This is a genomic window from Paenibacillus castaneae (assembly GCF_002884445.1).
GTDB lineage: Bacteria > Bacillota > Bacilli > Paenibacillales > Paenibacillaceae > Pristimantibacillus > Pristimantibacillus castaneae.
The window spans coordinates 3,081,540-3,096,553 of sequence record NZ_KZ614144.1; the positions used below are offsets into that span (position 1 = coordinate 3,081,540).

The 15,014-nt window shown below is 43.9% G+C and carries 13 protein-coding genes; 11 read left to right on the top strand and 2 right to left on the bottom strand.

Features of this window, described 5'->3' with window-relative positions; translation table 11 throughout:
• The first annotated feature begins 3 nt into the window (after positions 1-3).
• Positions 4-1,140, top strand: coding sequence for a DUF58 domain-containing protein (locus tag CEF13_RS13670; protein WP_102711203.1), 1,137 nt, complete (start codon positions 4-6; stop codon positions 1,138-1,140).
• Positions 1,137-2,477: a hypothetical protein gene (locus tag CEF13_RS13675; RefSeq protein ID WP_102711204.1), complete on the top strand. Its 1,341-nt coding sequence runs from the start codon at positions 1,137-1,139 to the stop codon at positions 2,475-2,477. Before CEF13_RS13670 ends, CEF13_RS13675 begins: the two co-directional genes overlap by 4 nt.
• 356 nt (positions 2,478-2,833) lie before the next feature.
• Here the strand turns inward: CEF13_RS13675 and CEF13_RS13680 are convergent, their stop codons facing one another.
• The gene (locus CEF13_RS13680; protein WP_102711205.1) at positions 2,834-3,838 is read right to left on the bottom strand and encodes a YpdA family putative bacillithiol disulfide reductase; all 1,005 of its coding nucleotides are present in this window, start codon (positions 3,836-3,838) and stop codon (positions 2,834-2,836) included.
• 212 nt (positions 3,839-4,050) lie between these two features.
• Between CEF13_RS13680 and CEF13_RS13685 the strand changes: the two genes are divergently transcribed.
• The 3 genes from CEF13_RS13685 to CEF13_RS13695 all read left to right on the top strand — a co-directional run bounded on the left by CEF13_RS13685 (position 4,051) and on the right by CEF13_RS13695 (position 8,472).
• Positions 4,051-4,593, top strand: coding sequence for an ADP-heptose synthase (locus CEF13_RS13685; RefSeq protein WP_102711206.1), 543 nt, complete (start codon positions 4,051-4,053; stop codon positions 4,591-4,593).
• Positions 4,594-4,905: 312 nt separating this feature from the next.
• On the top strand, positions 4,906-6,648 hold the full coding sequence (locus CEF13_RS13690; protein WP_102711207.1) for an ABC transporter ATP-binding protein: 1,743 nt from the start codon (positions 4,906-4,908) through the stop codon (positions 6,646-6,648).
• 15 nt (positions 6,649-6,663) lie between these two features.
• Entirely contained in the window at positions 6,664-8,472 is a 1,809-nt protein-coding gene (locus CEF13_RS13695; RefSeq protein WP_102711208.1) for an ABC transporter ATP-binding protein, read from the top strand.
• A 38-nt stretch (positions 8,473-8,510) separates the two neighbouring features.
• Here the strand turns inward: CEF13_RS13695 and xerS are convergent, their stop codons facing one another.
• Positions 8,511-9,605: a tyrosine recombinase XerS gene (gene xerS, locus CEF13_RS13700; protein ID WP_102711209.1), complete on the bottom strand. Its 1,095-nt coding sequence runs from the start codon at positions 9,603-9,605 to the stop codon at positions 8,511-8,513.
• A gap of 383 nt (positions 9,606-9,988) precedes the next feature.
• Between xerS and CEF13_RS13705 the strand changes: the two genes are divergently transcribed.
• From CEF13_RS13705 to CEF13_RS13730, 6 genes are all read left to right on the top strand, one after another.
• Positions 9,989-10,618 (top strand): cell wall hydrolase, encoded by a 630-nt coding sequence (locus CEF13_RS13705; protein WP_102716375.1) that lies wholly within the window; start codon positions 9,989-9,991, stop codon positions 10,616-10,618.
• A 154-nt stretch (positions 10,619-10,772) separates the two neighbouring features.
• The gene (locus CEF13_RS13710; RefSeq protein ID WP_102711210.1) at positions 10,773-11,495 is read left to right on the top strand and encodes a DsbA family oxidoreductase; all 723 of its coding nucleotides are present in this window, start codon (positions 10,773-10,775) and stop codon (positions 11,493-11,495) included.
• Between the two features lie 101 nt (positions 11,496-11,596).
• A complete protein-coding gene (locus CEF13_RS13715) occupies positions 11,597-12,682 on the top strand; it encodes a lactonase family protein (RefSeq protein ID WP_102711211.1) in 1,086 nt (361 codons plus the stop codon).
• Positions 12,683-12,731: 49 nt separating this feature from the next.
• Positions 12,732-12,947 (top strand): cold-inducible protein YdjO-related protein, encoded by a 216-nt coding sequence (locus CEF13_RS13720; protein WP_102711212.1) that lies wholly within the window; start codon positions 12,732-12,734, stop codon positions 12,945-12,947.
• Between the two features lie 99 nt (positions 12,948-13,046).
• The gene (locus CEF13_RS13725; RefSeq protein ID WP_102711213.1) at positions 13,047-14,363 is read left to right on the top strand and encodes a sensor histidine kinase; all 1,317 of its coding nucleotides are present in this window, start codon (positions 13,047-13,049) and stop codon (positions 14,361-14,363) included.
• A 23-nt stretch (positions 14,364-14,386) separates the two neighbouring features.
• Positions 14,387-15,007: a response regulator transcription factor gene (locus CEF13_RS13730; protein WP_102711214.1), complete on the top strand. Its 621-nt coding sequence runs from the start codon at positions 14,387-14,389 to the stop codon at positions 15,005-15,007.
• Positions 15,008-15,014: the final 7 nt, after the last annotated feature.

A 15,014-nucleotide genomic window follows, 5' to 3' on the forward strand; every position in this document is an offset into this window, starting at 1 on the left:
GATATGATCTTGTTTTGGTTTATTGTTGCTGCAATCGGTATTTTGTATATACAAAGCCGCGTGTTTCAACGTTTTGTCCTGCGCCGCATTACCTACCAACGGCATTTCACGGCGAAAACCAGCTTTCGAGGTGAACAAGTCGATTTGATCGAGCAGATGTCGAATGCCAAATGGCTGCCTGTTCCATGGCTTCGCGTAGAGTCGCAGCTATCAACCCATTTGCACTTCAAAAGACTGGACAATCTCTCCGTCAGCAGCGGGCAGCTTTATCAAAACCATAAGAGCTTTTTCAGTTTAGCCCCATATACCAAAATAACACGCAAGCATCAAATCACTTGCGCCAAGAGAGGCTGGTATCATCTCCAAACGGTTACCTTAACTGGAGGCGATTTGCTTGGCATAAGCCACAGCTCCAATCAGATTCCATTGGAGGGTGAGCTCATTGTTTATCCGAAACCGGCTCAGGTGCCTGTGCATGAGCTTCCCTATCATAGCTGGCAGGGTGATCAGTCGGTTAAGCGCTGGATTATTAGCGATCCTTTCGTTCATGCGGGGGTTCGGAATTATCAGGCAGGGGATACGTACAAGCAAATCAATTGGAAAGCTACGGCGAGGACTGGACGTCTTCAAGTGCATCAGCATGATTTCACCGCTGATCGCAGACTCATGATCTATTTGAATGTGGACGATGCGGAAGGCATGTGGAGAAGCGTGACCGATGTGGAGCTCATTGAATGCGGGATTGAATGGGCAGCGGGCGCGGCTGAAGCCGTCATTCAGCAAGGCATGGATGTTGGCTTTAGTGCGAACATGCCGATTATAGGCATGCATGATAGTGTGCATATTGAACCACGCGGCGGACATGAGCATCTAATGGGGTTGTACGATTGTATGGCGAAGCTTGAAATCGAAAGGACAGAGCTGTTTCATTCGTTGCTGGAGCGTGAAGCACAGAGCGGCTACAGCGAACGTGACATACTGATTATTACGGCATACTGGAATGACCTCCTGGAACAGCAAGCAGAAAGACTTCGTTACAATGGAAACGCGGTAGCCGTATGGCTGCTGACAGAGCAATTATTAGCTGACAATGGAAATAGCCCGAATAGGGAAGCATCCAAGGAAGAGGTGATCGCATGAAGGCTGCAGCCAATCGTGCTTATCCCTTTTCTTCTCTTGGACAAGGTATCGTCGAGCTTCTCTTTTATTTACCAGTGCTGCTTATTGCTGCTATTTATTTGCTTCCTGAGTCAGCAGTCTGGTCCTGGCTCCTAACACTGCCGCTTTGCTACTGGTTTGCTGCAATGCTAATTGAGCGATTCCCTAGACTGCGTCTAATCGTAAAAATTTTGTCAGCCATATCGATTGGCGTTATACATGCATGCCTAATTATTGGCGCTTGGACGGGAGAGCTTCAGATCATTCCGATCATCATATGCGGATTGGCAGGAACTCTTGCAGTTGAAAGAGGCATGTCGGCAAGCTTGAAGAGCTGGACGATATCTTTCTCAAACTCTCGAATGCTTACCGGGGTTATTACTTATATAGCTGTACAACCATTAAAGCTGACTTTGATTCCAAAACTAATGAATTATAATGGAATCATTTTAACTTGCGGCATTGCTGCAGTCATTTTCTTTTTCTTCTTTGCCAATGAACGTCATTTGAATAGTGAAACAATCGAGTCAGGCAAGTCAGCGGCTACCAAAGCTTTCAAACGTCAGAACCGAGTAATGATGTTTGTTATAATCGCTATTATTAGCATTATTGCGTTGTTCCGAAACATTCAGAAAGCAATTGAAAGTTTCGTCCATTCGATAATAGCGCGGATCATGCAATGGTTTAATCGCCCGGTGGAAGATAATCCTCCGGCGGAACCGCAGGCTAATGAACCGCAGCCCATGTTCCCGGCAGAGGAACCCAAGGAGCCAGCGGAATGGTTAGTTCTGTTGGAGCAGATTATAAAGTTCATTTTCATCGTGCTGCTAGTAGTGGGCATCTTAGTGCTACTATTCTTCCTGGCTAAAAAGCTTTATAAGTGGATAACAGCTATTGTAGCGAAGCTGCTTGAGCGAAGCGCAGAAGGTCGTAAAGTGGAGGAAGGCTTTACAGACGAGGTTGAACAATTAATGACGTTAAATAATTTGAGAGAGCAAATGGGAAATAGGCTGAAGGGGCTGTTCCCCAAAAAGCGATCTCACGCAAAAGATTGGAACGAGTTAACAAACGCAGAGAAAATTAGAGCATTGTACGCACAAAATCTTCGTTCTGATGGTAAAGTAGGCTATGAGGCGCAGCCCCATTTAACACCGCGCGAGACGGTGGCCGATAGGGAGAAATGGAAGAACGGAAAGCTTAAACGTGAAGGTATGCAAGGTTTCATCGATGTGTACGAGCAGGTGAGATACGGGGAGGGCAATCCGAATGACAAACAGGTTGCCGACTACAAGAAGCTGCTGGGTGAAGAGAAAAATTGAATAATAAGCGGACATCTTCGAACGAGCTCATATCTGTTGCCTTTTTTGGAAATAGAGCTAATTTTTAGCTCTATTTCTTCAAATACTAGCTGAGTTTGTGGATTAGAGCTAGTTTCTAGCTCTATTTCACTCATCTATCCTCACAAGTGCTCATATCTGCTCGTTTTTTTGGAAATAGTGCTAATTATTAGCTCTATTTCTCCAAAAATAGGCTGAGTTGGCGGAATAGAGCTAGTTTCTAGTTCTATTCTTTCACAAGTTATCCAAGTTTGTGAAGGGGGCTCCATCCTAGGTCTTTGACCTTTTGGGGCTGCCCCTTTTTTTGTTTGCACTATTTCGGTCTATCATGCTGTCACTTAATTAGATTTGTCTTCCTCAGGGCTAGTACTCTGTTTGTTCATAATATGTTCCGCTATTTTCCGTCCATGATAACGGCCGGATTCAATAAAAATTTCATTTGCTTCATGGCGCGAGGCTACAACACCTGCAAGATAAATGCCGGGAATATTGGTTTCCATCGTTTCCTCATGGAAGGTAGGATATCCCTCATCCTCCATTGTAATGCCTGTTTGCGTCAAGAAATGGCGATCAGGATGAAAGCCTGTAAGTGCAAGGACGAAATCATTAGGAATGAGGACATCGCCTTCCGGCCCGCGAACGGTTATTTCATTATTGTCGATACCAATAACCTTTGATTGAAAGAGCATCCGAATCAGACCCTTGGAAACCTTGCTTTCAAAGCCAGGTCTAACCCAAGGCTTGATGCTGGAGGAGTAATGCTCGCCGCGATAAATAACCGTTACCTCTGCGCCGACACGCTCCAGCTCCAGCGCTGCATCGATAGCGGAATTGCTGCCTCCTATTATAGCAACCTTCATGCCGACATATGGGTGAGATTCGCGGAAAAAATGACTAACCTTCTCCAATTCCTCGCCTGGGATGCCCAGCACGTTAGGATGGTCAAAGTAGCCTGTCGCAATGATCACATAACGGCTTTTGTAAGAACGGCTTTGGCCAAATCGATCCTCGCCCTGCAGTATAAATTCGTCACCATCAGCAGCGATGCTTGTAATCGCTTCATATGCTTGAACGCGAATGTGATGGCGCTGCGCCGCAGTCCGGTAGTAATTCAACGCTTCTAGGCGAGAAGGCTTGTCATTGGCTGTCGTGAATGGGATCTCACCAATTTCCAGAAGCTCCGGCGAACTGAAAAAGTGCATGTAAGTCGGATATTGTGAAATAGAATGCACAATATTTCGTTTCTCTATAATAAGCGGTTTGAGACCAATTCGCTTCAGTTCGATCGCTGCCGCCAAGCCGCATGGGCCGGCTCCAATAATAATGGCTTCCTCTTGCTGCATTTGCATATCCTCCTAAGCAAATCGATTAAATTATGATTTTATGGCTTAACGCTCATTTTACTGCGAAGAGCACATATTGTGCAAATTTGGTTTTTTGGCTCTCTTGTACAGGCAATGGAATATTGTATAATAATATGGAACCATTTTTAATAGAAAGTAATTCCTAATGGAATCTTTTTTTATTTGCAAATAAAAATTAAGGAGGAGATCACATGCGGAGACGGTTTGTAATAGAAGCAGTATTAGTGGCAACGTATGGACATCTTCTCGTACCGAGCCGTCCTATTGAATATATAATGCCTTATTCATCGATTGCAGAGTTATACGAGATGAGAGACGGTTCAGATCCTGTTATGGATGATCCGGATGACGATGGACATGTGAAAGGAAAAATAAATGAACTGATCGCTTTTTTCGAGGATTCGCTTAACCGTAAAAAAATCGAGAAAGCTATGCAAGTTCCTTGGAAAGAGAGCTCTCCGCTGCTGCTGAATGATAAGATCCAATTCACTGTGGTGCATGCGGTTGACAATGCCCATTATGGGGAAATGTTCGATCCCATTGAAACCGAGCTGCTGCTTACCGGTCTGAGGCTGAATGTGCCGCTTCTATCGGATCAGTTCGAGTTTCAAGATAAGCTGATAGAAGCAGAAGTACCGGTTCAAATTTATGATATCGAAGATTTTGAGTTCGCGGTAGAGGAAGGGATTTCTTCAGACGATATGGAATTGCCGCAAGGGTCAGACCGATTTTAATTTTTTTTCGTAAAAACTATTGCGCAATGTTTGACCATGGTGTTAATATTTGGATGTGTCTGGAAGGCATTAAATTTGAAATAAGAAAAGGGGGGGCTTTAGGATGATGAATAATTGGATTGCATTTGTTGCAGGCGGCCAGCAGTTTAGCATGAATTTCAATTCAATTAAACAAACATGCCTATCGGCCTGCCTTCGTGCAATGGTCGCAACGTAGCTCTTTAGCTGCTTTGCCATCCATCCATACGAAGATCTTGAGCCAGTTGCGGCTTGAGGTCTTTTTTTGTTTCTTTAAAGGGAAGGGGTGTCTTAGTGAAAACGCTTTTACGACTAATGGTTTACGTGAAACCAAGTGCAAGATGGGTATTTATTGCAATTGCGCTTATGATTTTGGCTACTATCCTTGATTTGATTGCTCCTTGGGTACTCAGCCAAATCTTCGACGAGGGCATCGCCAAAAGCAATATGACGCTCGTACTTTGGCTAGTGATTTCCCTTGCAGGCCTTCAAGCTCTTAAGAGCATTGGAATGTTCATCCAAGGCTATACGCAGGAGCTGGTCGGACAAAATGTGGTGTTGCAGCTACGGAAGGAGCTGTACGCGCATTTGCAGCGTTTATCGTTCTCCTATTATGATCGCGCACAGACCGGTCAATTAATGTCACGTATGACAGGTGATATTGATTCAGTTAAAAATTTCGTCGGCTTTGGAGCGATGAATTTATTTACTGGCATGCTTACTTTCATTGGTACGGTTATCTTCATGATGACGATGCAGTGGAAGGTAACCCTTATCAGCTTAGTTACAATACCGTTAATTTTGCTCGTGCTGTGGCGTTTTAATCGGAAGGTGGGACCCGCATGGTCGAGTATTAGGGAACAGATGGGCCGGCTCACGACAACGCTTCAAGAAAATATTTCGGGCATACGTGTCGTCAAGTCTTTTGCAACCGAAGGAGTAGAGCAGCAGAAATTCGCCGAGCGAAATGAACAAAGCTTCGAGATGAATATGAATCGCGCGAGGCTTGAAGCCAAATCCTTTCCTCTAATGGGCTTTTATGGCGGGCTTACCTTTGTGTTGATGATCGGGATTGGAGCCATATTTGTTGTGCGCGATGAGATGTCCTTAGGTACCTTTATGGCTTTTCAATGGTATACATGGGGAATTATTTGGCCGCTTAATATGTTAGGCTGGCAAATCAATATTATGCAGCAGGCGATCAAGGCTGCGCCGCGCGTATTTGAAGTATTGGATACAGAGCTCGATATCGTAACGCCTGAGCGTGCCGCCGCAACGGATGGAATGAAGGGCAATGTTGTGTTCGACCGCGTTTCCTTCTTCTTCGACGATCAGGATCCAAAGAAAGACAAACCGATATTAGACGATGTTTCCTTTCAAGTAAAGCAGGGTGAAGTGATAGGCGTGCTCGGGGCAACGGGCTCTGGCAAGAGCAGCTTGATTGGATTGCTTTCCCGCTTCTACGATGTGTCCTCAGGAGGCTTGCTAATTGACGGGATAGACGTTCGTCAATATGATCTGGATGGTTTACGCAGGAGCATCGGCATTGTGCCGCAGGAGACATTCTTATTCTCCGCTTCCATTCGTGACAATATTGCTTATGGTTTTCCAGAAGCGACACAGGAGCAGATTGAAGCAGCTGCCCGCAAATCCCAAATCCATGCGTTCATTGAATCGATGCCCGATGGCTACGATACCCGGATAGGCGAAAGGGGTGTCGGGCTATCTGGCGGTCAGCGCCAACGTGTAGCATTAGCTAGAGCTATATTGATGGATCCGCCAATACTAGTGCTTGATGAAGCGACAGCCAGTGTCGATACCGCAACGGAATCGGCGATACATGAAGCGCTGCTTGAGGTGATGAAGGGACGTACCACATTCATTATCGCTCAAAGATTGTCCTCGATTCAGCATGCAGATCGTATTATTGTGCTTGAGCGCGGAAGATTGACGGAGCAGGGCACACATCGAGAATTAAATGAAGGCGATGGCTTCTTCCGGAAATTATTCGATAGACAGAAGCAGATTGCACAATAGAGAGAAGGTGACTTCATGAGTCAAGTCGAGTGGGATATGGATAATGATGCCGAAGAGAAACCGTTTAATATGAATTACATGCGGCGTATGTTTACGTATCTAGCTCCATATCGCAAATTAATGACATGGGTAGTTATTATCGTATTAATCAATATGCTGCTGAGCTTATCAGAGCCAATTATTCTCGCTTATATTATAGACAAAGGTATAATGGATAAGAAGTATTCGGTCATTATTCTGCTCAGCTCTGTGCTGCTCGGGATAAAGCTTATTGGCTGGTTATTTGGCTGGATGCATACCAAATGGATTAATTTTACCGGTCAGCGTATTTTGTTTGATTTACGCCAGCAATTATTTAATCATTTGCAAACCTTAACTTTTCGTTTTTTTGACGGTCGTCCTGCGGGCAAAATCATGTCGAGAATTACGAATGATACGAATGCGATCGGCGAGCTGATCAATGGTGGACTTATTACAATCGTGATGGAAGTTACTCATTTGGTTGGAATTGTTATTATTTTGTTCTGGATGGATTGGCAGCTGGCATTGCTTTCGTTTATTATGCTGCCGCTGCTCTACTTTATTGTCGCAAAGCTGCGTCCGAAAATTGAAGGCTCGTGGTCGCGCTCGCGCTCGACGATGTCTGCCATTAACGGCAATCTAAATGAAACCATTCAAGGCATACGTGTTATTCAAGCCTTCTCCAGACAGGAGACTAACAACGAGAAATTTAACGGCATTAACAATCGGAATAAACAAGCGTTTATGCGTGCGATTAAATTAGAATCGATGGTATATCCACTTGTAGAAATGGTTGGCATGTTAGGGACTTGTATCGTCGTTTGGTACGGTGCTATTCGGGTCATAGATCATGCCATTACGCTTGGGTTTATCATGGCTTTCATTAACTATTTGTGGCGCTTCTGGGGACCGCTCAGCGCGTTGTCCAAAGTATACAGCCAGCTTCTCTCTGCAATGGCCTCGGCAGAGCGGATTTTCGAGGTGCTCGATGCTGAACCAGAAGTGAAAAATAGTGTTCATGCGCGCGTGCTGCCGCCGATTCGCGGCGAAGTCGCTTTCGATAACGTATCTTTCCGCTATGAGGAGCATAAGCCTGATGTGCTTCATAATGTGTCATTTCACGTAAAGCCCGGACAACGGGTCGCTTTAGTCGGTCCTACGGGAGCGGGGAAGAGCACGATTGTAAATCTGCTCATGCGCTTCTATGATTCAACGGGCGGCGCTGTTCGAATCGACGGCATGGATGTGAAGGAAGCAACGCTGGACTCTTTGCGCAAGCAAATGGGCATTGTGCTGCAGGATTCCTTTATATTCGCAGGTACAGTAGAACAAAATATGCGCTACGGCAATGAGGAAGCAACTGAGGAGCAGCTGATTGAAGCGGGGAAAAGCGTTAGACTGGATCAAGTTGTTGCCCAGCTTTCTGACGGATATCAAACTGAATTAGAAGAGCGAGGCTCCAAGCTCTCAGTCGGTCAACGGCAATTGCTCGCTTTCGGCCGTGTGCTGCTGTCAGATCCGCGCATCTTAATACTTGATGAAGCTACCTCAAGCGTCGATACGGAGACAGAGCAGCACATACAGGAAGCTTTACAGACTTTGTTGGCAGGAAGAACCGCATTCATAATTGCACACCGTCTATCGACTATCAAAGATGCAGATCTTATTCTCGTTGTAGAGGATGGACGAATTGCAGAGCAGGGCTCGCATGAGGCTCTAATGAAGCATGGCGGCATTTATTCCAATCTCGTACTCACACAGCTGTCTATGCAGGAATCGGTTATTTTGCAGTCCAGCTCATAGAAGCTTTGAATTGGAGGGTCACAATGCGCATGTACGCGCTAATGTGATTCCTCCTTTTCTTTATTGTGATCGATTGCCTGAGCCATTGTTTTGTCTGTTAAATGAGCATAGATTTGGGTCGTTTCCGGCGAGGCATGTCCTAGCTGCTCCTGCGTCTTATAAATATCATTGCGCAAGTAGTAATCGGTGGCAAAGGAATGTCGCAGCTTGTGAACAGATAAGTAGGGCTTGCCGAAGCGCTTCGCATATTTAATAACCATTTCCTGAATGGCGCGTTTCGTCATGCGGGAGCCTTCCTGCTTCCCGTTAGCAATAGCGAGGAATAACGCCTTTTCCCGTTTGGGAGCCTTATAACGCACGTCTCTAAGCGTTAAATAAGCTTGCAAATCCTCAACTGCCTCCTGTCGAAAGTAGACTGGCGTTTTGAACGTATCATCATTTTTACCTTTTCGGTATACATAGCTCAGCTTCTTCTTCAGATCAATATCATCCACATTCAAATTCACAAGCTCAGATACCCTCAATCCGGAATGCAAAATAAAGCTGATTATGCACGCATCGCGAATCATGTTGAGCTCATACGAATAGAGCGCTTGTTTATTGGAGGACACATCCGTACCGTAATGCTGCTTGATATAGGCCATAAACTCCGTTATTTCTTCCTCTTGCAGCAGCTTGCCCTCCAGCTTAGCTGCGGTATCCTTTGGCTTATGTGTCCGCTTTATGGTGACCTTGGCCATAACGTTCCGCTTAAGGAGAGGATAGAACTCTTCATCCTCCGCAATTTGACTTAGATAATGAAACAAAGAACGAAGCGAGGAGAGCTTTCGGGATATTGTCGTCTTGCTGTTCCTCTCGGCTTTATACGTAGATAAATACATGCGAAAGCCGTCAATGCTGTCCATATGCAGCTTCTCAAGCTCGAGCAGCGTAACATTTTGGACGGTATTCGCTTCTGACAAACCTTCCGCCATTAGCCACCTTAGAAAGGTATCGTAATCTCTTATATATTCTACTAATGAAGAAGGCGACAAATCAGGCATTTTGAAATTAATAAATTTCTCAATATACCAAGGCATAGTCGGCAGCTTCTTATCGAGCTCCTCACGATCCTTTTGTTTTAATATATTCATTCCAATCACCTCATGTAATTAATAGCCTTATTATTTAATGTAATGAAATAAACATAATAATTATTATGTAAACAAATTCCTGCGCATAAAATGGATAAATTTATATTCGAGTTTCTAAATTGATCATATCATACGGTTTGAAGTCCGAGTAGGAGCTTCTCAATTGAATATCAAATTTTCATTCAAGAGATAATTATGATATTAATTAGCAAATGTATGCAATTAACCATTCTATGTTACTTTTATATAGTAATTGTGTTAAAATCGAACGAGTCAGTCGGGTAATGAATTAAATATTATTTATAATTTTTAATAATAAATGATTATTACTGAATAAAAAGGGGGTTTATTCATTCGTGAATAATAAATTTTTACAACATAGCATGACTGTTATAATTGTTTTTATGATGGCACTCGGTTTTCCGTTGGAAGCTGCGAATGCTGCTGCTCCAGCGACGCTTCAAGTAGGCAGCACAGGTGTTGATGTCCCAGATCTTCAATATCGTTTAAAAACATTAGGCTACTTCAGTACGGATGTTACGGAATATTTCGGTACTAAAACGTTGAATTCTTTGACTCGTTTTCAGAAGGAGTATGGGTTAAAGCCCGATGGAATTGCAGGCGAACAAACGTGGAAAACACTCAAGCAGGTTTCTGTGAATGAGCATGAGCTTAATCTTCTGGCTAGAATTATTTATGCAGAAGCACGAGGCGAATCATTTAAAGGACAAGTTGCGGTTGGTGCAGTGGTCATGAATCGTGTAGCAGCTGATGGTTTTCCAGATACGGTAAGAGGCGTTATTGAGCAGCCTAGAGCTTTCACTGCAGTTGACGATGGGCAGTATCAACTAAAGCCGGATCAATCGGCCTATCAAGCTGCGATTGAAGCAGTGAGAGGCAATGATCCGACTAACGGAGCCATTTATTATTTCAATCCGGATACGGCTACATCCAAATGGATCTGGTCACGTAAGCAGGTTGGGAAGATTGGTCACCATATTTTTGCTGTTTAGCACAATAAAGCGATTCTTCTTGTGAAGTGCAAGTCACTTCCGCTAAGGATCGCTTCTTTTTTTGAGCTGTGTAGGTTTTCAATGTCATAACTAAACATGATACAATATAAGTTAGGGAATCCTATTTCAAAATAATAATTTGGAGGCACTCATCATGAAGGTTGAAATTTGGTCGGATTACGTATGTCCGTTTTGCTATATAGGCAGAAGAAAGTTTGAGCTTGCACTAGAGAAATTCGCGCACAAACACAAGATCGAAACAGTCTACCGCAGTTTCGAGCTTGACCCAGGCGCAGACTCGAATTCTAATATGAGTACTTTAAGTATGCTCGCAGCCAAATACGGTATGAGCATAGAACAAGCCAAGGCTTCAACCAATAGCGTAACAGAACAAGCAGCAGCTGTAGGCATCACGTTCAATATTGACGGGACGGTGGTTACAAATACATTTGATGCGCATCGTACGGTCCATTTCGCCTCAGAGCAAGGCAAGGAAAAGGAGCTCTCTGAAAGGCTGTTCAAGGCTTATTTCACAGATGGCGAAAACGTAGGCAATCGTGCTCGTCTAGCAGAGCTTGCTGGTGAAGCTGGATTAGATGCTGCAGCAGTAGCAGCTATGCTGGAAACGAATAAATACGGGGATACTGTTCGGAATGAGGAAGAAGAGGGCAGCCGGCTTGGCATTCGCGGCGTACCATTCTACATAATCGACCGCAAGTACGCCATTTCTGGCGCGCAAAGCCCTGAGGTATTTCTTGACACATTAAATAAAGCTTGGGAAGAGAAATATCCTAACTTTATCCAAGTGAATGAAGGCAGTAATGATGAATTATGCACAGACGGAATATGTTCACCTAATGCACCTAAATCCGAATAAAGGATTTGTCTGGAGCAGCATCACACTATATAATAAACATCGGTGTCTTTTTAGAAGGAAAACAAGCTTTGCTTGAAATATGGTAGGGGGGGAAACAAAACGTGAAAGTAGATAACCAGCGTTTGCTAGTTTTTGTGGGATCATATGCGGAAGCAGAAGATAACGGCGTTTATGTATATGCTTTTGATGAGCAATCAGGTACATTAACGCGCACTGACGAGCATTCAGGCCTTAAAAACCCGACTTTTCTTAATGTAGACAAGGTACGCAATCTGTTGTATGCCATTTCTGAAACCGTTAATGACGAGGGTAAAAAGGTTGGTGAAGCAGCCGTATTTACGATTGATGCTGGTCAAGGGTCAATTAAGCTCATTGAACGAAAAATAACGGTTGATTCAACAACTTGTCATATTCAGCGGGATGCAGAGATCCGTTATTTGACAGTTACGAGCTATCATGGCGGAATGGTCGGTTTATTTAGCCTTTCCGAGGATGGCCGAATTGGTGAGAAGCTTGATGTGCAGCAGCATGTTGGCAGCAGTCAGCATCCTGAGCGTCAGGATCGCCCTCATCCCCATTCGTCTTTCTACAGTCCAGATGGTCGGTTTTTACTCGTTTCGGACTTGGGGCTTGATCAAATTATAACGTATGCGATTGATGAGACAAATAAGAAATTAGTTCGCCAAAGCGAGGTAAGCTCACAGCCTGGTGCCGGACCGCGCCATCTGAGCTTTCATCCGAGCGGAAAGTTCGTGTTCGCTATTAATGAGGTGGATTCCACTATTACTTCGTATAAATATGAAGCGGGAAGTGGAATGCTATCTCCTATAGAAACGGTAAGCACACTGCCTGCTGATTTCAAGGATGAGAATTCATGTGCGGAAATTTGTGTCTCAGCAGACGGTAAATTTGTGTATGGATCAAATAGAGGGCATGACAGCATCGTTGTATTTGCCATTGACGAGCAAACAGGCTTGTTAAGCTTTGTTCAACATATCTCGGTAGAGGGCGGCCATCCACGGCATTTCGCTTTGACACCGAGCGGTCAATATTTGCTTGTAGCAAATCGCGATACGGACAACATCACTATTTTTAAAGTAGATCAACAAAACGGAAAACTGGAGTATACTGGCAATAGTGCTATAGTGTCTAAGCCAGTTTGCGTTATTCCAACATATTTAATGTAGTTAATATTTAATGAGATAAGTCTAGGTAAGTAAAGGGGAAAACATAAGCGTGGCTACTAGCGAAGACGAAAAACCGAAATTAAAGGCAACTAAAATTTTCAAGTGTAAAAATCCGGATTGCAAGGCGTGGGTAAGAGATGAGTTTGCGGCTACTGAGCAAACTTGTCCGATATGCAAAGGTCCAATGCTCAGAAGCATGCGGCATTTGCCGGCCGTTCAGAATAAACCTAAACCTCAGCCTCGTAAACCAAAATCAGATTACTAAAAAAAATCCCAATCCAGCATTTATTTCTGGATTGGGATTTTTATATATTAGCGATATGGTACGATAGAGTTATCAATTGATGACAGGAAGGTCGCACGCATGCTCTTTTATTTTATAGCTTTAATGCTGGCAGCAGTGATTGTGCTATTAAACAACCCTCGCCATGAAACGAATCATTGGGCTGCAATATTTTTGGCGAGCGCTGCAATCGGCGGGCTTTATGAACTCATATACCAGAGTGGTTACACTACATTGGCTCAAACGATACAATTCATCAACTATACTTGCACGCCTTATTCCGTTCTTATTTTCAGTATCGTCTATGCTGGAGCGTCTCCATTAAATATAAGAAAATGGCGCGTATTAAAGTTGATTTTGTTGCTGCCTGTAGCTGCAATGGCTGCTGAAGCATGCTTAACGGCCAATTTATCATTATTTTTCTTTTTATTGCTGCTGTGGAGCGCTCCGTATTTTTTGATTTCCTGCTATTTGCTCATTTACTCCTTCTGGCGGGAGCCTGAAGTAAAGCTGCGCCGCAACCGATTCATAACAGCGATTATTATTGTGCCTACCTTGCTTGGAGTATTGATGTTTATTTATGTAGCAAAAGCTTTTTCGCCAGATTTTGAATTTTTTGATTATATTTCTATTTTCATTATTTATTCATTGGCAGTTGCTCTGGTTTGCACCTTTATATATGGCGTTCTAGGAGTGCGAGTACGCATCGAGCATGATCCATTGGAAAGTACGATGAAAGCCGTCAGCATGGGAACCACGTTGCTTAATCATACGATTAAGAACGAAATCAGCAAAATTTCTATTAGCACCGAAAACTTAAGAAGAATGTTTCCCGAAAGCAATGAACAAACCCATCAGCATATGGAGATCATTACCAATTCTTCGAATCATATGCTGGCGATGGTGACACGCATTCATAGTCAAATGAAAAATATTACGCTGAAAGAGGAGCCTGTTCAGCTTGATCAGCTTATTAACCAATGTATGAAGCAGTTCGAAGCTATTGTTTCCAAGCAAAAGATCCGGATAAAAGCTTCGTATTCGATTTCTCCCATTATCTTATGTGATAGCGTTCATCTTAGCGAGGCAATTGGCAATGTGCTGATGAATGCTTGCGAGGCGATGCCGGGTGGAGGCCTGATAGAAATAGAGCTGCATCCTCATAAACGAGGCATTGAGCTGTTGATCCTTGACCGCGGAATAGGCGTACCTGCCGAGAAGCAGAATCAAGTGTTTGATCCTTTCTACAGCAGCGGGAAAACGGGGCGGAATTTCGGCCTCGGCTTGTCTTATGTTTATAATGTTATGCAGAAAAGCGGCGGAAAAGTTGCACTTTCAAGCAGAGCAGGCGGCGGAACCATTGTTTCTTTTTATTGGCCAAAGAGAAAACTTCTATAGAGCTTGCAGGGAAGGGGATAGAGATGAGTCATATTAGAGTGTTAATCATTGATGATGATGCCGATTGGATTAAAGCATTGACCACGTTTCTTAATGGAGAAGCGGATCTTCTTGTTATTGGAGCAGCAACGAATGCGAACGAAGCGATCAGCATGGCGCAAATGAATGCATTCGATATTATTCTAATGGATATACAGCTTGACGGCAGTAAGCTCGATGGAATCCATACGGCGATGCTGCTGCATGAGTATTCATCCGCCAAGATCATCATGCTGACTTCCTTGCAGGATGAGCAATCGATGACACAGTCTTTTACTGCAGGGGCTGTTCAATATATAGAGAAATCACGTTATTTGGAGCTGCCGCAAGCGATTCGCAGCGCTTATCATCATCCAGCACCGATGGAAGCGTTGCTAAAGGAGCTGTCCCGGCTGAAACGGGAGGAGCAGCTGAAGGAGCTAACTGGAGCGGAGCGTGAGGTTTTCGAACTCATTGAAGAGGGATATACGCAATCGCAAATCGAGAAGAAGCTGTATAAAGCGGAAAGTACGTTGAAAAATCAAGTGAACAAAATATTGAAAAAATTCGGTGTTAAAAGCAGCAAAGAAGCGGTGGAGAAGGTTAAGAGAAGAGGATTTTTTTGAGGATTTT

Excerpts from the sequence above, each read along its gene's own strand:
- CEF13_RS13680 (WP_102711205.1), bottom strand. The coding sequence starts at position 3,838 with ATGCAGCAAGAGGAAGCCATTATTATTGGAGCCGGCCCATGCGGCTTG.
- CEF13_RS13685 (WP_102711206.1), top strand. The coding sequence starts at position 4,051 with ATGCGGAGACGGTTTGTAATAGAAGCAGTATTAGTGGCAACGTATGGA.
- CEF13_RS13730 (WP_102711214.1), top strand. The coding sequence starts at position 14,387 with ATGAGTCATATTAGAGTGTTAATCATTGATGATGATGCCGATTGGATT.
- CEF13_RS13725 (WP_102711213.1), top strand. The coding sequence starts at position 13,047 with ATGCTCTTTTATTTTATAGCTTTAATGCTGGCAGCAGTGATTGTGCTA.
- CEF13_RS13695 (WP_102711208.1), top strand. The coding sequence starts at position 6,664 with ATGAGTCAAGTCGAGTGGGATATGGATAATGATGCCGAAGAGAAACCG.
- CEF13_RS13710 (WP_102711210.1), top strand. The coding sequence starts at position 10,773 with ATGAAGGTTGAAATTTGGTCGGATTACGTATGTCCGTTTTGCTATATA.
- CEF13_RS13675 (WP_102711204.1), top strand. The coding sequence starts at position 1,137 with ATGAAGGCTGCAGCCAATCGTGCTTATCCCTTTTCTTCTCTTGGACAA.
- CEF13_RS13670 (WP_102711203.1), top strand. The coding sequence starts at position 4 with ATGATCTTGTTTTGGTTTATTGTTGCTGCAATCGGTATTTTGTATATA.
- xerS (WP_102711209.1), bottom strand. The coding sequence starts at position 9,605 with ATGAATATATTAAAACAAAAGGATCGTGAGGAGCTCGATAAGAAGCTG.
- CEF13_RS13705 (WP_102716375.1), top strand. The coding sequence starts at position 9,989 with ATGACTGTTATAATTGTTTTTATGATGGCACTCGGTTTTCCGTTGGAA.